The sequence below is a fragment of the Streptomyces sp. NPDC031670 genome (genome assembly GCF_055580545.1).
The window spans coordinates 23,911-42,504 of the sequence record NZ_JBVILC010000015.1 but is presented as its reverse complement, the minus strand read 5'-3'; the positions used below and the strand labels follow the sequence as shown (position 1 = coordinate 42,504).

Sequence of the window (18,594 nt, the reverse complement as noted above, 5' to 3'; positions counted from 1 at the left end):
GTGGGATGGTCACCGCGCCTGCCCGTGCCCGGCCCCCGTCCGCGGGGTCGCACCCGGCTCAGGGGGCGCTCGTCAGCCGGGAGCGCAGACGCCCGAGTGTCCCGTCGTCCACCCCCAGCCCGTCCCGTACGTACGCCTCCATCGACCCGTACCGCGACGCCACCTCCTCCAGGCCCGCCGCCAGGTACTCCGGCACCACGCCGATCACCGCGAGCGCCACCTCCGGGTCGCCGCCCTGCGCCGTGAACCCCTCGACCAGCGGCGCGAACGCCTGCCGCACCGCCGCGTTCACCGCCAGGTACTCCCGCTCCACCACCTCCGGCCCGGCCCCCAGCAGGGACAGCAGCACCGTCGTCCCCCACCCCGTACGGTCCTTGCCCGCCGTGCAGTGGAAGAGCAGCGGCCCCGCGTCCTCGGCGGCCAGCTCGTTCAGCAGCGTCCGGTACGCGGCCCGCGCCGACTCCGACGTCACCAGGCTCCGGTAGAGGTCCCCGAACACCGCCGCCGCGCGGCCCCCGCCCAGGTGCTGCTCGGCCGCGACGGGGTCGGCCAGCACCCGCCGCAGCTGGGCGGCCGGGGGCGCCCCGTAGGCGCTCACCGCGTCCGCCAGCGCGTCCGCGACGACCAGCCGCGCCCCGTCGGGCAGCCGGTCGGGCCGCTCGGCGCGCTCGGCGTCCGTACGGAGGTCGACGACAGTCCGGAGCCCGAGCCCGGCCACCGCCGGGTCCCGGGCCGGGTCGAACCGGTCCAGCGCCCCGGCCCGGAAGACCAGGCCGGGCCGGACCGTACGGCCGCCGGCGAGCTGGACGCCGCCGAGATCGCGGAGGTTGGCGACGCTGGTGGCGGGGATCGCGGTCATGGGCGGACGCACCCCTGGGGCAGGGGCGGCCGGGCGCGGGCCGCCAGGTTGGTGCGGCCGGTGCCGCTGTCAAGCGGGTGTGCGACCGCGGAGGGCGCCGGGGCCGCGGGCGCGGGGTCCGGCACCCCCGCGACGGACCCGGCGCCGGTGGCTCCCGAGGTGCCCGGCGCCGTACGTCCCGACGCGCGCGGCGCGTTCGGCGGGGGCGGCGCGACGGTCATGGGCTCGGCGCTCCTCGGGTCGTAAGGGGGGACAGCGGGCGCTTGCGGAGCGCACGGTGACGGCGGGGCGACCGTCGGGTCATGGGGCCACTGAAATGGCCAAATGCGCGCGGGGGAGGGGTGGTTGAAGGCACGATGGAGGTATGCGCACCCTTGTACGAGCGGCCCTGGCAGCCGCGGTCGTGACCCTAGCCGCGGGCTGCGGCGGGGGCGGCCACGACGCGCCCAAGACGGCCGGCGGAACCCTCGAAGAGATAGCGGCCCAGGCCGCCTGCAAACCGAAGATCTCCACCAACGCGGCCGAGCTCCGGCAGGCCAACTGCGACACCGCGGACGGCAGGTACGTCCTGGCGACCTTCGCCACCGACCGCGGCCAGCGGGAGTGGATCAACGGCGCCAAGGACTACGGCGGCGCCTATCTGGTGGGCCGCAAATGGGTCGCCGTGGGCGACGAGAGCGTGGTGGACGCACTGCGCGGCCGGCTCGGTGGCAGTGTCGAGACCGGGACCAACCATTCCGGACACCACCACATGAGCTGACCGCGCGGTGCGTGCTCCCCCGGGTGGGGTGACCCGGGGGAGCGCATCAGGGGGAGCGGGTTTCCAGGGGCGTGCGCGCCCTGGCTGTCAGGCGCAACTGCGCCCCGTGTTGATGCAGGTCACCGCCTTCCTCATCAGCTGGTCGCTGAAGACGTTGATGAAGTCACCGTGATCGGTGACCGGCTTGTGGAGCTGCTCCGGGAAGGAGTCGACGGCGAACCCGGGGCCCGGCGGCACGGCGTACACGATCCGCTGCTGGAGCTGCGGGATCGCCTTGAAGCCGCGCGGGCACGCACCGTTCCTGCCCGCGAAGGCGACGTGCGTCCGGTGGTTCGCGCTGTCCGTGTTCTTCCCGTCCCAGCAGCTCTGGAAATTGAAGGTGCGGACGACATTGCTGCCCTGGGGGCAGATCGGGTATTTGTCCTTGAGCTGGCGGTTCTCGAATCCGGTGCAGCTCCAGGACGCGTTGGCATTCGCGTTGCCGTTGGTGAAGGCTTTCGCGTCGCCGGTGATGATGCGCAGAAAGCGCGGCATGGCGGTGACCTTGCTGACGGGATTTCCGGCGAGCTTGATGGTCACCTGGGAGGGCGTCTGGATCTTTCCGACGTTCTTGTCCCGGCCGCCGCCGTCCGCATTGGCGTCGTTCTCGTTCTGCCCGTTCTGAAGGCGCAGTACGGGCCAGTAATAGGTGGACTTGTCACCCTGATTACGGCAGCTGGTGCCGCCCTTGGCCAGATCGGCGTCGCTGGAGAAGGCGTCGGTCGCCTGGTTTCCGACATAGTCGTGCATATGGTGGGCGCCATTGCTGACACCGGGCGCGACGATGACGTTGTCGGGGTTCCGCTTGGCGTTCTGGTTGACGCCGCAGCTGCTGGTGAAGAACCCGGTCGAGCCGTTGCGCTGGGTGCGGGGGGCCTGGACGTTGGGCCGGACGGAGCGGATGTCGACGAAGTCGCTCTTCGCGGGCCCGTTCCCGACGTTCTGCCCCTGACCCTGCCCTTGGTTCTGGCCTTGCCCTTGGTTCTGGCCCTGGCCCTGGTTCTGGCCTTGGTTCTGACCCTGGCCCTGGCCGGGCCATTGACCCTGACCCTGACCTTGGCCCTGGTTCTGACCCTGGTTCTGGGCCTGGCCGGCGGCTCCCGAGCCGCCCCCGCCCCTGGCGTCGTCGTCCGCGCGCAGGGTGCACGGCGCCAGGCCCTGCATGCCCTGCGGCTGCTTGCCGCCACTGCGGCCGACGGCCACGGCGATCCGGTCGAGCGACGCCGTCCGCTTGTCCTTCAGCGGACCCAGTACGGCTTGTTGGGCATAGCCGGGATCGCGGTCGACCTGATCCTTGTTCGAGGCGAACTTCTCGTATGCGTCGGTGATCTGTGTATCAATGGCCGCCAGTTCCCGGTCCACCTCGGGGCGGGCCGGTTCCGGCACGTCCGGAAGGCTGTTGGACACGTCCGGGCAGTCGATCGTCGAGGCGTTCGTCACCGGGGCGGCCCGTACCTGGGCCTTCCCCGGATCGTCGCTCGCCGAGGCGTACACATTCACCGCGACAAGGCCGCCCCCACCGATGAAGAGTGCCGCGGCGGCCATCGTCATCCGCCGAGGGAAGGTCGGCCGTTTTCGTATTGAGCGTCCCATGGAACTCCTTCGCTTGAAGCAGCGCGTCGTTCCATACGCAAGGGGCGCGTGGGGCGTTCAACGCCCCGGCTAATTCGTAGGTATCTCCAGAAACACCGGTCAGCGCTTGACCGCGCGCAACACCACGAACTTCGGGTCGCTGGCGACGAGTTCACTGTTGCCGAAGAGCCGCTGGAGCTTGAGGTGGTAGCCCAGGTGCCGGTTGCCGACGACCCACAGCTCGCCGCCCGGCCGCAGCGCCTCGCGCGCGTCCGTGAACATCCGCGTGGAGGTGCGGTCGGTGGTCGCCTGATGGGTGTGGAACGGGGGGTTGTTGAGCACCAGATCGGCCGTGCCCGGCGGGAACCCGCTCAGCCCGTCGCCGAGCCGGAACTCGGCGTCGGCCTCCCGGGCCGCGCCCACGCAGAGCCGGAAGGTCGCGCGGGCCGAGGCGATCGCCTGGTGCGACTCGTCCGTGAACACCACCCGCGCCTCGGGGTTGGCGAGCGCCACCGCGGTGCCCACGATGCCGTTGCCGCAGCCGAGGTCGACGACCCGGTCCGGGCCCGTACGCGTGGGCAGGTGCTGGAGCAGGAAGCGGGTGCCGATGTCGAGGCGGTCGGCGCAGAACACGCCCGCGTAGTTGGTGACGGCGAGCCCGGAGGCGGGGCCGATGCCCATCTCCAGCGAGTACGTCAGCGGCCACAGGTTCACCGGCCGGGCCAGGTCCGGGTCCGGCTCGCAGAAGATCAGCCGGGCCTTCTTCTCGGCCAGCGAGGTCTTCGTCGGGCCGAGGAGGCGCTCGAAGAGGTTCAGGGTGGAGGTGTGGATGTCCTTCACCATGCCGGTGCCGACGACCACGGTGCCCGCGTGCACGGCGGGCGCGAGCCGGTGCAGCTGGTCCTCCAGGAGACCCAGGCTCTTCGGTACGCGCACCAGCAGCACGTCCACCCGGGCGGGCGGCTCGTCATGGGTGGACAGCAGCGTGACGGAGTCCCGGGCCACGCCCGCCCGCGCCAGGTTGGCCCGGGTCGCCTCCTGGCCGAGGAAGGACTCGCCGATCTGGATGAGCGAGCCCGCGCCCCGGGCCGCCAGGGCGGTCGTCAGGGCACCCCACCGGTCCCCGAGGGCGACCACGGACCCCGAGAGGTCGATCCCCTCCAGATGCCGCAGCAGATACTCGTCGGCGGCGTCCCAGGCCCGCAGCGGGTCGCGCGGGTCCTCGGGAAAACGGGTCAGCTCGTACGCGCCCCAGGGCGTGGTCATCCGGTTCATTGTCCGCCAGGCTAACCCGCCGCGGCCGGCGCTCCGCGCCACCGACGCGTGGAGGGGGCCGGACAGCCCGCGATCAGCCGCGCTCCAGATAGGCCAGCACGGCCAGCACCCGCCGGTTGTCGTCGTCGGACACCGGCAGCCCCAGCTTCGCGAAGATGTTGGACGTGTGCTTGGCGATCGCCCGCTCCGTCACCACCAGCTGCTGCGCGATCGCCGCGTTGGACCGCCCCTGGGCCATCAGCTCCATGACCTCCAGCTCACGCGGGGTGAGCTGGCCCACCGGCGACTCCCGCGCCCGGCGCGAGAGGAGCTGCGAGATCACCTGGGGATCCATCGCGGTGCCACCGCCCGCCACCCGCCGCACCGCGTCCACGAACTGCTCCGCGTCGAAGACACGGTCCTTCAGCAGATAGCCGATCCCGCCGTTCCCGTCGGCCAGCAGCTCGCGCGCGTACAACTGCTCCACGTGCTGGGACAGCACGAGCACCGGCAGCCCCGGCCGGGCCCGGCGCGCGGCCAGGGCGCACTGGAGGCCCTCGTCGGTGTGGGTGGGCGGCAGCCGTACGTCGACGATCGCCACGTCCGGCTCCGACTCGGCCAGCGCCCTGGTCAGTTCGGGCCCGCTCTCGACCGCCGCGATTATCTCGAAGTCGTACGCCTCCAGAAGCCGTACGAGCCCGTCGCGGAGCAGGAAGAGATCTTCGGCTAGGACAACGCGCAAGGAATCTCCATGGTCACCATGGTGGGGCCGCCCACGGGACTGCTGACGGCCAGGACGCCGTCGAATGTACCCAGTCGCCGCTCCAGACCGCTCAGCCCGGACCCGCCGCCCACCCGCGCCCCGCCGTGCCCGTCGTCGGTGACGGTGATGCGCAGCGTCCCGCTCTCGTACGAGTACGACAGGTCGACCCAGATGCGGTCCGCCTCGGCGTGCTTGACCGCGTTGGTGAGGGCCTCGCTCACCGCGAAGTACGCGGCCGACTCGACCGGGGCGTCGGCGCGCCCGGCCGGCAGTTGGACGTCGACCTCGACCGGCACCGGCAGGCGCAGCGCCAGCGCGCGCACCGCGTCCCCCAGACCGCGCTCGGCCAGCACCGGCGGGTGGATGCCCCGGACCAGGTCGCGCAGCTCCGTCAGCGCCTCGGCGGACGACTCGCGCGCCCTGGCGAGCAGCGCCTTGGCCCGCGCCGGGTCCTTCTCGATCAGCGCCTCGACGGTCCCCAGGCTCATGCCCACCGCGACGAGCCGTGCCTGCGCCCCGTCGTGGAGATCGCGCTCGATACGGCGCAGTTCGGCGGCCGAGGTGTCCACGGCGTCGTGCCGGGTCTCGGTCAGGCGCTCCACCCGCAGGGCGAGCGCCTGCTCCCGGGTGGGGGAGAGCAGCGACCGGGACATCGCGAAGTTGGCCCGGATCAGTGCCGGGTTCACGAACAGACCGAGGACGGTGTACGCGATGCCGAGGAGCGCCGCGAGGACGGCCGTGGACTGCGAGGTGACGTGGAGGAAGGTGAACCACAGACCGCCGCCCGCCTCGTCGATCGGCTTCCAGACGCCTGCCGCGAGCACCGTGCCCCACACGCTGTAGAGGAGCAGCGCCGGCGCCAGGGCGGCGACGAGGCTGCCGGCCGTCATGTCGACGAACAGCCACTCCAGGTCGCGCCAGGTCGCCGGGTCCCTCAGGAGCAGCCGGCACCGCTCGGCCGCACCGATCACCCCGGCCCGCTCGCGGGGGAGGGCCCGGTAGGGCACGGCGATCTCGATCCCCAGCCACTCCCGGGCGAGGGAGCGGCGCCGGTTGGCGTACACCCGTACCGCGTCGAGCACGGCCGGGGTGGTGAACACCCCGACGCCGACCGGGATCAGGGCGATCGACACGACGGCCAGGGTGAACAGGAAGATCCCGACGGCCATGGCGCTGGTCGACAGACCGAACCCCCTGCCGCCGGCGACCAGCCCCGCCCGTATACGTGTGACCATCGTCCTCGTCCCCCTTCGTGGGCCCCGCGTGTCTGCGGACCCAGTCTGGCCGCGCCGCACGGGCGCGGTCACGGGGCCGGTCCCCCCGGCCGGGGTGTACCTGGCACCACCCCCCGGCCTCGTATCCTGCCCTCCCGCGCCGGTCGCGGGGCGGGAGGGGCCGGGGCGGTCCGGGGACGGACCCGAGGGCGGCGGATCAGGGGGCGTACTTGTACCCCACCCGCCGGACCGTCTGGATCGCGTGGCGGTGCGGGGCGCCCAGCTTGCGGCGCAGCCGGGCGATGTGGACGTCCACGGTCCGGCCGTCGCCGACGTGGCCGTACCCCCACACCGTGGTCACCAACTGGTCGCGGGTGTGCACCCGCTGGGGGTTCGCCACCAGATGGGCCAGCAGCTCGAATTCGAGGTACGTGAGGTCGAGCGGGCGCCCGTCGACCTCGGCGGTGCGGCGGGCGGTGTCGATACGTACGGGCGCGTCGCCCTCGGTCGCCGGATCGGCGCCCGGCTCCCGGGCCGGGGCCGGGGCCGGGACGGGAACGGCCGCTGCGGTGGGCGCGGTGGCGGCCGGCGGCGGCTGCTGGTCGGCCGGGAGGAGCACCAGATAGCCGACCATCGGCGGCCGGCCGGGCAGCACGGGCAGGGTGTGCGGGGGCGCGGGCAGCCAAGTGGCGCCCGGCGGAAGGAAGTCGGCGACCGTGCCGGTGGCGGCCACTTCGTCGCGGTCGACGGCACGGAGCCGGTGGCGTCCCGGCGGGACGGGGGAGGGGCGGGCGGCGGTCGCGGCGGAGGTGGAGAAAACAGGGGCGTTCGCCATGAGAGGTCAGCTCTTTCGCGCGGAGTCGTCGGGGGACGTACGTCGTCGCGCGCGGGCCGAAGGCCTTCGGTGAGGGGGAGGCTTTAGAGGGCCGGCGCGTTCGTCGCGCGGCAACACACCCGGTCGAAGTCGTGGTGCTGACGGGACGGCCAGAACGGCTCCAGGTCACTGCGACCTGTCGCGGGGTTCGGATGGCTGGCCATGTGCACATTGAACCAGATGCCCCCGGCGGCGAGCAGTGTCGTCCCCCACACCGGTACGGAACTCGGCCGCACGATGGCCGGAACTCGCCCTGCCGCAAAGCCCGGAGGGCGCCCGCCGCGTGTGCGGGGGCGCCCTCGGAGGCACGTCGTTCGGCTCAGACCTGGCCGGCCTTCTCCAGGCCGGTGCAGCAGGTCTCGACGATCAGCCGGGTCACCACGTACGGGTCGACGTTCGCGTTGGGGCGGCGGTCCTCGATGTAGCCCTTCTTGTCCACCTCGACCTGCCACGGGATGCGCACCGAGGCGCCGCGGTCCGAGACGCCGTAGGAGTACTCGTTCCACGGGGCGGTCTCGTGCAGACCGGTCAGGCGGTCGTCGATGCCGGCGCCGTAGTTCTTGACGTGGTCCATCGGCTTGGAGCCCTCACCGAGCGACTCGCACGCGGTGATGATCGCGCCCCAGCCCTGGTCGCCTTCACGCATCGCCTTGGTGGAGAAGTTGGTGTGCGCGCCCGCGCCGTTCCAGTCGCCCTTCACCGGCTTCGGGTCCAGCGTCGCCGAGACGTTGAACTCCTCGGCCGTGCGGTAGAGCAGCCAGCGCGCGATCCACAGCTGGTCGGAGACCTCCAGCGGACCGACCGGACCGACCTGGAACTCCCACTGGCCCGGCATGACCTCGGCGTTGATGCCGGAGATGCTGAGGCCCGCGGCGAGGCAGTGGTCGAGGTGCTTCTCGACGATCTCGCGGCCGAAGATCTCGTCGGCGCCGACACCGCAGTAGTAGCCGCCCTGCGCGGCCGGGAAGCCGCCGACCGGGAAGCCCAGCGGGCGGGCGCCGTCGAAGAACGTGTACTCCTGCTCGATGCCGAAGATCGGCTCCTGCGCGGCGAACCGCTCGGCGACCGGCCGCAGCAGAGCGCGCGTGTTGGAGGCGTGCGGCGTGCCGTCGATGTCCAGGACCTCGCACAGGACCAGCAGGTTGTCGCCGCCGCGGATCGGGTCCGGGCAGGAGAAGACCGGCTTCAGGACCCGGTCGGAGGCGTGGCCCTCGGCCTGGTTGGTGGAGGAGCCGTCGAAGCCCCACACCGGCAGCTCGGCGCCGTCCGGCACACCCGCTATGATCTTGGTCTTCGAGCGGAGCTTGGCGGTCGGCTCGGTGCCGTCGATCCAGATGTACTCAGCCTTGAACGTCACGGAAGCCATCCTTTGCGGGAGCTGCTGGTGGTGCGGGAGCCGCGGTGCGGCGGGGCCGTCGGCGCCGTGCGGGGCGTCCGGGGCTGCTGGGGGCAGCCTCACATCCCGGGATTTCCCGTCCGTTGCCCGCATGTGAACCCGGTGTTACCCGGGTTTCGTCCGTAAACCCGAGGGTTTCCTGCGCGACCGGCGAGCACACTGCTCGGTATGACCGACGTATCGGGCGCCGCATCCGCCCCCACCACCCGCCCCGCACCCCTGCGTGTCGGCCTCCTCGGCACCGGTCCCTGGGCCGTCGCCACCCACGCGCCCGCGCTCGCCGCGCACCCGGACGTCGAGTTCGCCGGGATCTGGGGCCGCCGCCCGCAAGCCGCGGCCGAACTGGCCGCCGCGCACTCCGTTCCCGTGTACGAGGACGTGGACGAGCTGTTCGCGGCGTGCGACGCGGTCGCCTTCGCGCTGCCACCGGACGTCCAGGCGCCCCTGGCCGTACGGGCCGCCGGGGCCGGCTGCCATCTGCTGCTCGACAAGCCGGTCGCCACCGACGCGGACCGGGCGCGCGAGGTCGCGGAGGCGGCCGGGCGCGCCGGGGTCGCCTCCGTGGTCTTCTTCACCCTGCGCTTCGCCCCGGCCACGGCCGGCTGGATCGACCAGCGGGCCGCGGCGGACGGCTGGTTCACCGCGCACGCGCACTGGCTCGGCTCGCTCTTCACCCCCGGCGCCTCCCCGAGCCCGTACGCGGCCTCGCCCTGGCGCCGGGAGAAGGGCGCGCTGTGGGACGTCGGCCCGCACGTCCTGTCGGTGCTGCTGCCGGTGCTCGGCGAGGTGACACGGGTGACGGCCGCGCCCGGCCCCGAGGACACCGTCCATCTGGTCCTGCGCCACGCCTCGGGCGCCTCCGCCACGGTGACGCTGGGCTTCGGCGCGCCCGAGGCCGTGGCGGGTCTTGGCGTGGAACTCCTGGGCGAGCGGGGCGTGGAGCGGCTGCCGGACTGGGGCGGTGCGGAGGAGGGGTTCGCGGCGGCGCTGGACGCGCTGCTGCAAGCGGTACGCGGCGGGGTGCCGCACCCGTGCGACGCGGGGTTCGGGGCGCGGGTGAGCGAGGTGCTGGCGCGGGCGGAACGGCAGCTGGGCGAGGCGTGAGGGGCCGGGCCGCGCGCTGACGGGGGCCGGGCGCGCCCGGCCCCGGGGCGTCAGCGCAAGAGGACGTCACCGCCAGTGGGGGCAAAGGGCGGTACGCGAGACAAGGGGTCACCGCGAGAGCGCGTCCCGTACCGCTTCCTCGGTGCGGCCCACCACCGCCGTGCCGTCGTCCGCCGTGATGATCGGGCGCTGGATGAGCTTCGGGTGCGCGGCGAGCGCGGCGATCCAGCGCCCGCGGGAGGCGTCCTCGCGCGGCCACTCCTTGAGCCCGAGCTCCTTCGCCTCGGCCTCCTGGGTGCGCGTGATGTCCCACGGCTCCAGGCCGAGCCGGTCGAGCACGGCCCGGATCTCGTCCTCGGAGGGCACGTCGTCGAGGTAGCGGCGGACGGTGTACGAGGCGCCCTCGGCGTCCAGCAGGTCGACCGCGCTGCGGCACTTGGAACAGGCGGGGTTGATCCAGATCTCCATGGGGGACACGGTACCGCCGGTACGCCTGTGACCTGGTCAAAGACCGTCCGACCAGCGGCGATTGTCAGTGGTGGGCAGTAAAATTGAGGCAGTTCGTGAGGGTTCCCGACAGCCCAGGAGGATGCCCATGGCCGCTGCCGTACTGACGTCGCGCGCCCCGCAACAGCTGTCCCTGATGTCCCTGAAGAAGGTGCCGCTGCCCGCCGGACGCCCGCGGGTGTGGTACGAGACGCACAACAGGCGCCTCAAGGCGATGCGCCTGGCCATCGCGCTGCTCGACACGGGGGTCTACCAGCCCGAGCACGCGCCCAACCGCAAGATACGGAGCACGGCGGAGCTGATCGGTGTGCACCCGCCGTCGGACACGACGTGCCGGATGGTCCGGGCCCTGATCCGCTCGGGCCGCTGACGGTGCGGGTGGGGGGGGGGGGGGGGGGGGGGGGGGGGGGATCCCAGGCTGGGGTAGTCGGAGGAGGGCGGGGTGCAATGGGTGGGGTGGTGGGGGGGGGGGGGGCGCAGGGTGGTGGAGTTGGCGACAAAGGGGAGAAGAGGGGGTGGGGGGTGTTCTGTTGATGTCCTTTGGAGGCATGTGGGGTTGTCCCCCCCCCCCCCCCGCCCACCCCCCCCCCCCCCACTCCCCGCCGAGGGCCTCAGCAGGAGGCCGGGGCGCCGTTGGCGGGCTGGTGGGTGGTGGCGGCGCGCAGCTTGTTGAAGTTGGCGACGTAGGAGTCGAAGACGCCGCCGTCCTCCAGCTGGAGCATCGTCTCGTCGCTCTGCCGCAGCGAGTTCCCGCTCCAGTTGTGGCTGCCGGTCCACAGCACCTTGCGGTCCGGGGTGTTGTAGTAGTTCCCCTCCACCAGCAGGTACTTGTCGTGGATCCAGGTGGAGTCGGACTGGCAGTAGTACTTGGTGATGACGCCGCCGTACACACTGGACGTCTTCTTCAGCAGCGTCTCCAGCGACTGCTTCTCCAGCGCGCTGTCCGGGTTGTACGTCTCGGACACCTCCACGTAGCACCCCTGGGCGTCGAGCTCGGCGAGCCGCTCGGCGAGGTAGGGCCGGCTGAAGATGGTCATGCCGACCCGGATGCGGGTGCGGTGGTTGTCGCTCGTGCCGTACGTGGAGTTCCCGAAGCACCTCACGTTGTCCAGCACCGTGGCGACGGTGTCCTCGGACGGGTCGTCGTAGGGCGAGCCGTTGCTCTCGGCGCGCGGATAGAAGTGCGCCTTGGCGTTGCCGGAGGCGACCGGGGGCCGCCCGGTGCTGTAGTAGTCGTTGTTGGCGCGCCGGGCCCTGAGGTCGTCGAAGTACCCGTCGTAGGCGGAGTAGATCCCCTCGTTCCCCACCAGCACCAGGGCGTTGTTCCACCCCTTGGTGCCGTCGCGGCCGGCGTGGAGGTTGGCGGAGGACTGCACGACGACGTGCGCGGTGCCCCCGGTCTCCGACAGCAGCAGGAACTTGTTGTGGTTGATGGCGTCGACGCTCCCGAGCGCCCGCGTCCCCACACACCCGCGCCCGGCCCCGCAGCTCATCACCCACGAGGCCTTGGCGGTGTCCCCACCGAGCTCGGCCAGCAGACTCCTGTACGGGGCCATGCCCACGGCCTTCTCGTCGAAGACCGCCTGCACCTCGACGCCCCGCCGATGAGCGGCGACCAGCGCGTCCGGCAGGGCCGGATCGTCGGCGTAGAACATGGCGAGCCGTATCCGCGCCCCCGCGGGCGCCCCGCCGACGAGCTCCACCTGCCGCGCGACGACGGCCTGCTGCTCGGCGGCGGTCCCGAGGGGGTTGTTGAAGACGGCCTCGGTCTTGAGGGGAACGTCGGCGGCGGTGGCGGAGCCGGCCCGAGTGGGGAGGACGGAGGCGAGGAGGGCGGCGGCGAGGGCGGCGGTGCGGAGGGCGGGGCGCGAGGGCAAGGGGGGTTCCTCTCGGAGGTGACCGGCCCGACGGGGGTGGGGGTGGCCGGGGGCCTGATCTTGCCAAGGGGAGGGCGGGGAGGTCGAGTTCACGATCGACGGCGCGCGGTGCCCGCGCGGTGCGTCAGGACTGTTCCCGGGGGTGCATCCTGGAATCCGGATCGGCGGCGAAGGGGAGTCGGGTCATGCGGTGGACCGTCCATGGCGAACGGCAGATCTATGACAACCCCTGGGTCAATCTGTGGCTCGTGGACGTCCAGCAGCCCGACGGCCGCCGCTGGGAGCACCACGTCGTCCGTATGCGGCACCTGGCGGTGGCGGCCGTGGTCGACGACCGCAAACGGGTTCTGATGATGTGGCGCCACCGGTTCATCACCGACACCTGGGGCTGGGAGCTTCCCATGGGTCTCATCGAGGCGGAGGAGACACCGGAGCGGGCCGCGGCTCGTGAGGTGGAGGAGGAGACCGGCTGGCGGGTCGAGGCCATGAAGCCCCTCGTCTACGCGCAGCCCGCGAACGGCATCACCGACTCCGAGCACCACGTCTTCCGCGCCGACGGCGCCACATACGCGGGCCCGCCGACAGAACTGAACGAGTCGGACCGGATCGAATGGATCCCGATCTCGGAGATCCGGGGAATGATCGACCGCCGGGAGATCGTCAGCAGTGGCAGCCTGGTCGGCCTGCTCTACCTGCTGATGGACGAGGCAACGAAGGCTCTCGGCTAGCGGAGGGCTTCACGTATCCGATGTTCCGGGTACGCGTGAGGGCCGCCATCCACGGGGAACGGCGGCCCTCATGTGCGTGCCGGACGGCCGGGGCCCGGCCCCGGCCGTCCAACCACGTTGTTCTTAGATGTCGAAGTACAGCTCGAACTCGTGCGGGTGCGGGCGCAGCTGGATCGGGGCGATCTCCGCCGTGCGCTTGTAGTCGATCCACGTCTCGATCAGGTCGGACGTGAAGACGCCGCCCGCCTGGAGGTACTCGTTGTCGGCCTCCAGGGCCTCCAGCACCGCCGGGAGGGAGGTCGGGACCTGGGGGACGCCCGCGTGCTCCTCGGGGGCGAGCTCGTAGAGGTCCTTGTCGATCGGCTCGGCCGGCTCGATCTTGTTCTTGATGCCGTCCAGGCCCGCGAGGAGCAGCGCCGAGAAGGCGAGGTACGGGTTCGAGGACGGGTCCGGGGCGCGGAACTCGACGCGCTTGGCCTTCGGGTTCGAGCCCGTGATCGGGATGCGCATCGCGGCGGAGCGGTTGCGCTGCGAGTACACCAGGTTGACCGGGGCCTCGAAGCCGGGGACCAGGCGGTGGTAGGAGTTCACCGTCGGGTTGGTGAAGGCCAGCAGCGACGGGGCGTGCTTGAGGATGCCGCCGATGTAGTAGCGGGCGGTGTCCGACAGGCCCGCGTAGCCCTGCTCGTCGTAGAAGAGCGGCTCGCCGCCGGTCCACAGGGACTGGTGGACGTGCATGCCCGAGCCGTTGTCGCCGAAGATCGGCTTCGGCATGAAGGTCGCGGTCTTGCCGTTGCGCCAGGCGACGTTCTTCACGATGTACTTGAAGAGCATCAGGTCGTCGGCCGCGGCCAGCAGCGTGTTGAACTTGTAGTTGATCTCCGCCTGGCCGGCCGTGCCCACCTCGTGGTGCTGGCGCTCGACCTGGAGGCCGGACTTCTCCAGCTCCAGGGAGATCTCGGCCCGCAGGTCGGCGAAGTGGTCCACCGGCGGGGCCGGGAAGTAGCCGCCCTTGTAGCGGACCTTGTAGCCGCGGTTGTTCTCCGTGGACCCGGTGTTCCAGGCGCCGGCCTCGGAGTCGATGTGGTAGAAGCTCTCGTTCGCCGACGTCTGGAAACGGACGTTGTCGAAGACGTAGAACTCGGCCTCGGGGCCGAAGTACGCCGTGTCCGCGATGCCGGTCGACGCGAGGTAGGCCTCGGCCTTCTTGGCGATGTTGCGCGGGTCGCGGCTGTACTGCTCGCCCGTGATCGGGTCGTGGATGAAGAAGTTGATGTTCAGCGTCTTGTCGCGGCGGAACGGGTCCAGGCGCGCGGTCGACAGGTCGGCGCGGAGCGCCATGTCGGACTCGTGGATGGCCTGGAAGCCGCGGATCGACGAGCCGTCGAACGCCAGCTCCTCGGCCGGGTCGAACGCCGTCGCCGGGATCGTGAAGTGCTGCATCACGCCGGGAAGATCGCAGAACCGGACGTCGACCATCTTGACGTCGTTGTCGGCGATGTACTTCTTGGCGTCGTCGGCGTTCTGGAACATCCAACTCCTCCTACTCCCGTCCGGGGGAGACGGGGTTGTAGCTCGTGGTGCGGCCAGTGCGGTGGCACACGCTGGACCCGACCATAGGCAGGCGGGATTTCTCAAGCGTGACCCGTTTGTTTCGCCCAAGTTAACCGGGGCTCGGGCCGAGGTCACATCAAGACCCGTACAAATCGGATATACCCGGGCCTCTGGGCCATCCCGGGGGCCGGGTCGCGTACCCCGGCCGGTACCGTGGAAGCGTGGACAACAGGCAAGCAATCGGATCGTGGCTCTCCGGGCCCAAGGCGGCGGCCGAGGAGATGGGCGTCGACTTCGGTTACCGGGGCGAGCAGCTCGGTCTGCCGCAGGAGGGGCCGGGCGCCATCGCCCCCCTGGGCCGGCGCTTCGGCGCCATCTTCATCGACTGGGCGGTGAGCGCCCTGATCGCATACGGGCTGCTCGCTCACCGTCAGCTCCACCTCACCAACAACTGGGCGCTCGTCGTCTTCCTGGTGATGAGCATCCTGACCGTCGGCACGGTCGGCTCCACGCCCGGCAAGCGCCTCCTGGGTCTGCGTCTGATCGCGGAGGGCGGCGGGCGGCTGAGCTTCCCCCGGGCCCTGCTGCGCAGTGTGCTGCTGTGCCTGGCGATCCCCGCCCTGGTCTGGGACCGGGACGGCCGCGGCCTCCACGACCGCCTCTCGCGAGCGGTCCAGGTCCGGATCTAGCAGAGGGCGCAGAGGGCAGAGGGCAGAGGGCCACAGGGGAAGAGAACGGTAAAAGGAAGGGGCCTGGCGGAACCTCTCGGTTCCGCCGGGCCCCTTCCCGTCCGCCTGGGCGGAGGGTCAGCGCGCCTTCCCGCCGCGCGGCATCCGCATCCCCTTGGGCATCGGCCCCTTGGGAAGCGGCATGTTGCTCATGAGGTCGCCCATCGCCCGCAGCCGGTCGTTGGCCGCGGTGACCTGCGGCCCCGCCAGGACGCGCGGGAGCTTGAGCAGGGTGGTGCGGAGCTTCTTCAAGGGCACCTGGCCCTCTCCGTCGCCGACCATCACGTCGTGGACGGGGACGTCCACCACGATCCGCGCCATCTTCTTCTTCTCGGCCGCCAGCAGCGACTTCACCCGGTTCGGGTTGCCCTCGGCCACCAGCACGATGCCGGCCCTGCCGACCGCCCGGTGCACGACGTCCTGGCTGCGGTTCATCGCCACCGCCGGGGTCGTCGTCCAGCCGCGGCCGATGTTCTGGAGCACCGCCGCCGCGGCCCCCGGCTGTCCTTCCATCTGCCCGAAGGCAGCGCGCTCGGCACGGCGTCCGAAGACGATCGCCATGGCGAGGAAGGCCAGCAGGAAGCCGAGAATGCCCAGGTAGATGGGGTGACCGATCAGGAACCCGAGCGCGAGGAAGACGCCGAAGGTGACGATTCCCACTGCCGCGACGACGAGACCGACCTTGGAGTCGGCCTTGCGGGTCATCTTGTACGTGAGGGCGATCTGCTTCAGTCGCCCGGTGTTCGCAGTAGTGTCTGCGATTTCCTTCCTCGCCATGAACCGAAGTTTACGTGGCTCAGGGCCGACGGCTAGCCACGGCCTCCAGTACGTGCTGGGCCTCGGTCCGGTCCTTGGCGCGGCGGCGGTCCTCCAGGACCGCCGTCCAGGCGTTGCGGCGGGCCGTGCGCTGGCCGGCGGCCAGCAGGACGGACTCCATGGCACGCAGCGCGTCGGTGACGGACGGGAGCGCGGTGGCGCGTACGGTCGTCGCGGACTGCGTCATGGGGTCCTCCCTAGGACAGGACAAGCAGCGGGGCGTGCACGCGGGCGCACACACGGGGAGCGTGCGCGGTGCGTGAAGACAGCGTCACTGACTGGTGTTACCAGGGCGTGTCCGGACGGTCAAACGGCAATGAAACCTTGACGCGCGCCGGAGAAACAGCGACGCGGCCCCCGCGCCCCTCCTACCTGCGAAGGGTGCGGGAACCGCGTCGAATCGGCCATTACCGGCCGGTAATACTTTGTGCGCGAATTCACACGCCGAGGGGGGCGGCCTCAGCGGTGGTCTCGGCGGCGGTGCCGACGGCGGCGCCCTCCGTCGCGGCCTTCGCGCCCCGCCGCTCCATCGCCTGCTGGAAGAGCCGGCCGGCCCGGTACGAGGAGCGGACCAGCGGGCCCGACATCACACCGGAGAAGCCGATCTCGTCGGCCTCCTCCTTCAGCTCCACGAACTCCTGCGGCTTCACCCAGCGCTCCACGGGGTGGTGGCGCACCGACGGCCGCAGGTACTGCGTGATGGTGATCAGCTCGCAGCCGGCGTCGTGCAGGTGCTGGAGCGCCTCGCTGACCTCCTCGCGGGTCTCGCCCATGCCGAGGATCAGGTTCGACTTGGTCACCAGGCCGTAGTCGCGCGCCTGGGTGATGACGTCGAGCGAGCGCTCGTAGCGGAAGCCGGGGCGGATGCGCTTGAAGATGCGCGGCACGGTCTCGACGTTGTGCGCGAAGACCTCGGGCCGGGACGAGAAGACCTCGGCCAGCTGCTCGGGCACCGCGTTGAAGTCCGGGGCCAGCAGCTCGACCTTGGTGCGGCCGTCGGCGCGGTCCGCCGTCTGCGCGTGGATCTGGCGCACGGTCTCCGCGTACAGCCAGGCGCCGCCGTCCGCCAGGTCGTCGCGGGCGACGCCGGTGATGGTGGCGTAGTTCAGGTCCATGGTGACCACGGACTCGCCCACCCGGCGGGGCTCGTCGCGGTCGAGCGCCTCGGGCTTGCCGGTGTCGATCTGGCAGAAGTCGCAACGCCGGGTGCACTGGTCGCCGCCGATGAGGAAGGTCGCCTCGCGGTCCTCCCAGCACTCGAAGATGTTGGGACAGCCCGCCTCCTGGCAGACCGTGTGCAGCCCCTCGCTCTTCACCAGGCTCTGCATCTTGGTGTACTCGGGGCCCATCTTCGCCCGGGTCTTGATCCACTCGGGCTTGCGCTCGATGGGGGTCTGGCTGTTCCGGACCTCCAGGCGCAGCATCTTGCGTCCGTCGGGTGCGACTGCGGACACGACGTGCTCCCTATGACTTCGATTCTTCGGCGGACACCAGGGTACGCCCGTTATTTGCGTGGCATTACGTCTGGCCAACCCATGGCCAGAGGGGCGCATTCCCGTTTCCCGGGTGCGCCCCGGCGTACTAGGCGGTAGCCCGCTCGATCTCCCGCGGCGCCGGCTCCGCGTTCTCCAGGATTTCCTTGAGGTGCTTCTCGGCGACCGGCAGGACGTCGGCGATCGTGATCTCGCGGCCCAGTTCGTACGAGAGCGAGGTCACGCCCGCGTCGCGGATGCCGCACGGCACGATCCGGTCGAACCAGGTGTTGTCCGGGTTCACGTTCAGCGCGAAGCCGTGCATGGTCACACCCTTGGCGACGCGGATGCCGATCGCGGCGAGCTTACGGTCCTCGCGGCGCTGGCCCGCGTTCGAGGGGGCGTACTCCGGGCCGTTCAGCCGCGGGTCGAACTCCTCGTCGGTGAGCCGCGGGTCGAAGTCGAGAGAGAGGCCGCCCGGCCGGGGGCGCTGCTCGACGGGGTCGCCCAGCACCCACACCCCGCTGCGGCCCTCGACCCGGGTGGTCTCCAGACCGAAGTCGGCGGCCGTACGGATCAGGGCCTCCTCCAGGCGGCGCACATGCGCGACCACGTCCACCGGGCGCGGCAGCTTCTGGATCGGGTAGCCGACGAGCTGCCCCGGGCCGTGCCAGGTGATCTTGCCGCCCCGGTCCACGTCCACCACCGGCGTCCCGTCCAGGGGGCGCTCGCTGGGGTCCGTGCGCCGGCCCGCCGTGTAGACCGGCGGGTGCTCCACGAGCAGACAGGTGTCCGGGATCTCGTCGGCGAACCGGGCCGCGTGCACCCGCCGCTGCTCGTCCCAGGCCTCCTGGTACTCGACCGCGTCGTCACCGAAACCCAATCGGACAAATCGCAGCTCGTTCACGCCGGCTCCTCACCCAGTGCATCCATCCGCCTCAGCCACTGTACGACCGCGTTCGACGGCAGCGTGCGGCGGGCAGAAACGGCACCTCCTCACACGATCGGATGAATGCGGGGCGAAGGCGGCGGTCAGGGCGTTATTGGCCGCTAAATTCCCCCCGTTCCATGAGGGCT

Annotated in this window: 20 protein-coding genes; 6 read left to right on the top strand and 14 right to left on the bottom strand. The window is 71.4% G+C overall.

The window, feature by feature from the left end:
* Window positions 1-58: 58 nt before the first annotated feature.
* Complete coding sequence (locus tag ACZ5ID_RS25790) at window positions 59-859, bottom strand: tyrosine-protein phosphatase (RefSeq protein ID WP_468902308.1); 801 nt, start codon at window positions 857-859, stop codon at window positions 59-61.
* A 60-nt stretch (window positions 860-919) separates the two neighbouring features.
* On the opposite strand from ACZ5ID_RS25790, the gene ACZ5ID_RS25785 reads away from it, so the two are divergent.
* A complete protein-coding gene (locus ACZ5ID_RS25785; RefSeq protein ID WP_468902305.1) occupies window positions 920-1,105 on the top strand; it encodes a hypothetical protein in 186 nt (61 codons plus the stop codon).
* 118 nt (window positions 1,106-1,223) lie between these two features.
* Window positions 1,224-1,619: a hypothetical protein gene (locus ACZ5ID_RS25780; protein ID WP_406557248.1), complete on the top strand. Its 396-nt coding sequence runs from the start codon at window positions 1,224-1,226 to the stop codon at window positions 1,617-1,619.
* 87 nt (window positions 1,620-1,706) lie between these two features.
* Here ACZ5ID_RS25780 and ACZ5ID_RS25775 read toward each other — a convergent pair whose 3' ends face one another.
* From ACZ5ID_RS25775 to glnII, 6 genes are all read right to left on the bottom strand, one after another.
* Window positions 1,707-3,251, bottom strand: coding sequence for a DUF1996 domain-containing protein (locus tag ACZ5ID_RS25775; protein ID WP_468902302.1), 1,545 nt, complete (start codon window positions 3,249-3,251; stop codon window positions 1,707-1,709).
* A gap of 99 nt (window positions 3,252-3,350) precedes the next feature.
* Window positions 3,351-4,496 (bottom strand): methyltransferase, encoded by a 1,146-nt coding sequence (locus tag ACZ5ID_RS25770; protein ID WP_468902299.1) that lies wholly within the window; start codon window positions 4,494-4,496, stop codon window positions 3,351-3,353.
* Window positions 4,497-4,578: 82 nt separating this feature from the next.
* On the bottom strand, window positions 4,579-5,226 hold the full coding sequence (locus ACZ5ID_RS25765; RefSeq protein ID WP_468902297.1) for a response regulator transcription factor: 648 nt from the start codon (window positions 5,224-5,226) through the stop codon (window positions 4,579-4,581).
* Entirely contained in the window at window positions 5,211-6,482 is a 1,272-nt protein-coding gene (locus ACZ5ID_RS25760) for a sensor histidine kinase (RefSeq protein ID WP_468902296.1), read from the bottom strand. Before ACZ5ID_RS25760 ends, ACZ5ID_RS25765 begins: the two co-directional genes overlap by 16 nt.
* A gap of 196 nt (window positions 6,483-6,678) precedes the next feature.
* Window positions 6,679-7,296, bottom strand: coding sequence for a winged helix-turn-helix domain-containing protein (locus ACZ5ID_RS25755; RefSeq protein WP_468902293.1), 618 nt, complete (start codon window positions 7,294-7,296; stop codon window positions 6,679-6,681).
* A gap of 358 nt (window positions 7,297-7,654) precedes the next feature.
* Window positions 7,655-8,692 carry a glutamine synthetase gene (gene glnII / locus ACZ5ID_RS25750; RefSeq protein ID WP_468902288.1) on the bottom strand — a complete coding sequence of 346 codons (1,038 nt, stop codon included), beginning with the start codon at window positions 8,690-8,692 and terminating at the stop codon, window positions 7,655-7,657.
* A 207-nt stretch (window positions 8,693-8,899) separates the two neighbouring features.
* Between glnII and ACZ5ID_RS25745 the strand changes: the two genes are divergently transcribed.
* Window positions 8,900-9,835: a Gfo/Idh/MocA family protein gene (locus ACZ5ID_RS25745; RefSeq protein ID WP_468902285.1), complete on the top strand. Its 936-nt coding sequence runs from the start codon at window positions 8,900-8,902 to the stop codon at window positions 9,833-9,835.
* A 108-nt stretch (window positions 9,836-9,943) separates the two neighbouring features.
* Here ACZ5ID_RS25745 and ACZ5ID_RS25740 read toward each other — a convergent pair whose 3' ends face one another.
* Window positions 9,944-10,303: an arsenate reductase family protein gene (locus tag ACZ5ID_RS25740; protein WP_406557147.1), complete on the bottom strand. Its 360-nt coding sequence runs from the start codon at window positions 10,301-10,303 to the stop codon at window positions 9,944-9,946.
* Window positions 10,304-10,430: 127 nt separating this feature from the next.
* Between ACZ5ID_RS25740 and ACZ5ID_RS25735 the strand changes: the two genes are divergently transcribed.
* Window positions 10,431-10,712: a hypothetical protein gene (locus tag ACZ5ID_RS25735; protein ID WP_101388032.1), complete on the top strand. Its 282-nt coding sequence runs from the start codon at window positions 10,431-10,433 to the stop codon at window positions 10,710-10,712.
* Between the two features lie 241 nt (window positions 10,713-10,953).
* Here the strand turns inward: ACZ5ID_RS25735 and ACZ5ID_RS25730 are convergent, their stop codons facing one another.
* Entirely contained in the window at window positions 10,954-12,219 is a 1,266-nt protein-coding gene (locus ACZ5ID_RS25730; RefSeq protein WP_468902280.1) for a phospholipase D-like domain-containing protein, read from the bottom strand.
* Window positions 12,220-12,404: 185 nt separating this feature from the next.
* Here ACZ5ID_RS25730 and ACZ5ID_RS25725 point away from each other — a divergent pair, with 185 nt between their 5' ends.
* A complete protein-coding gene (locus tag ACZ5ID_RS25725; RefSeq protein WP_468902277.1) occupies window positions 12,405-12,947 on the top strand; it encodes an NUDIX hydrolase in 543 nt (180 codons plus the stop codon).
* Between the two features lie 123 nt (window positions 12,948-13,070).
* Here ACZ5ID_RS25725 and glnA read toward each other — a convergent pair whose 3' ends face one another.
* Window positions 13,071-14,480: a type I glutamate--ammonia ligase gene (glnA, locus tag ACZ5ID_RS25720; RefSeq protein ID WP_406555492.1), complete on the bottom strand. Its 1,410-nt coding sequence runs from the start codon at window positions 14,478-14,480 to the stop codon at window positions 13,071-13,073.
* 242 nt (window positions 14,481-14,722) lie between these two features.
* Between glnA and ACZ5ID_RS25715 the strand changes: the two genes are divergently transcribed.
* Window positions 14,723-15,190, top strand: a complete 468-nt coding sequence (locus tag ACZ5ID_RS25715; RefSeq protein ID WP_468902272.1) for an RDD family protein — start codon at window positions 14,723-14,725, stop codon at window positions 15,188-15,190.
* A 117-nt stretch (window positions 15,191-15,307) separates the two neighbouring features.
* Here ACZ5ID_RS25715 and ACZ5ID_RS25710 read toward each other — a convergent pair whose 3' ends face one another.
* From ACZ5ID_RS25710 to lipB, 4 genes are all read right to left on the bottom strand, one after another.
* Entirely contained in the window at window positions 15,308-16,006 is a 699-nt protein-coding gene (locus ACZ5ID_RS25710; protein WP_389891864.1) for a DUF4191 domain-containing protein, read from the bottom strand.
* A gap of 19 nt (window positions 16,007-16,025) precedes the next feature.
* Window positions 16,026-16,232, bottom strand: coding sequence for an SCO2195 family GlnR-regulated protein (locus ACZ5ID_RS25705; RefSeq protein ID WP_468902268.1), 207 nt, complete (start codon window positions 16,230-16,232; stop codon window positions 16,026-16,028).
* Window positions 16,233-16,482: 250 nt separating this feature from the next.
* On the bottom strand, window positions 16,483-17,499 hold the full coding sequence (gene lipA / locus ACZ5ID_RS25700) for a lipoyl synthase (RefSeq protein ID WP_468902265.1): 1,017 nt from the start codon (window positions 17,497-17,499) through the stop codon (window positions 16,483-16,485).
* A gap of 127 nt (window positions 17,500-17,626) precedes the next feature.
* Window positions 17,627-18,424, bottom strand: coding sequence for a lipoyl(octanoyl) transferase LipB (lipB, locus tag ACZ5ID_RS25695; RefSeq protein WP_468902262.1), 798 nt, complete (start codon window positions 18,422-18,424; stop codon window positions 17,627-17,629).
* Window positions 18,425-18,594: the final 170 nt, after the last annotated feature.

Bases quoted from the DNA above. Each gene is read 5' to 3' on its own strand.
- ACZ5ID_RS25760 (WP_468902296.1), bottom strand. From the start codon at position 6,482: ATGGTCACACGTATACGGGCGGGGCTGGTCGCCGGCGGCAGGGGGTTC.
- ACZ5ID_RS25725 (WP_468902277.1), top strand. From the start codon at position 12,405: ATGCGGTGGACCGTCCATGGCGAACGGCAGATCTATGACAACCCCTGG.
- ACZ5ID_RS25770 (WP_468902299.1), bottom strand. From the start codon at position 4,496: ATGACCACGCCCTGGGGCGCGTACGAGCTGACCCGTTTTCCCGAGGAC.
- ACZ5ID_RS25735 (WP_101388032.1), top strand. From the start codon at position 10,431: ATGGCCGCTGCCGTACTGACGTCGCGCGCCCCGCAACAGCTGTCCCTG.
- ACZ5ID_RS25740 (WP_406557147.1), bottom strand. From the start codon at position 10,303: ATGGAGATCTGGATCAACCCCGCCTGTTCCAAGTGCCGCAGCGCGGTC.
- glnA (WP_406555492.1), bottom strand. From the start codon at position 14,480: ATGTTCCAGAACGCCGACGACGCCAAGAAGTACATCGCCGACAACGAC.
- ACZ5ID_RS25745 (WP_468902285.1), top strand. From the start codon at position 8,900: ATGACCGACGTATCGGGCGCCGCATCCGCCCCCACCACCCGCCCCGCA.
- ACZ5ID_RS25790 (WP_468902308.1), bottom strand. From the start codon at position 859: ATGACCGCGATCCCCGCCACCAGCGTCGCCAACCTCCGCGATCTCGGC.
- ACZ5ID_RS25710 (WP_389891864.1), bottom strand. From the start codon at position 16,006: ATGGCGAGGAAGGAAATCGCAGACACTACTGCGAACACCGGGCGACTG.
- ACZ5ID_RS25775 (WP_468902302.1), bottom strand. From the start codon at position 3,251: ATGGGACGCTCAATACGAAAACGGCCGACCTTCCCTCGGCGGATGACG.
- ACZ5ID_RS25780 (WP_406557248.1), top strand. From the start codon at position 1,224: ATGCGCACCCTTGTACGAGCGGCCCTGGCAGCCGCGGTCGTGACCCTA.
- ACZ5ID_RS25755 (WP_468902293.1), bottom strand. From the start codon at position 7,296: ATGGCGAACGCCCCTGTTTTCTCCACCTCCGCCGCGACCGCCGCCCGC.
- ACZ5ID_RS25705 (WP_468902268.1), bottom strand. From the start codon at position 16,232: ATGACGCAGTCCGCGACGACCGTACGCGCCACCGCGCTCCCGTCCGTC.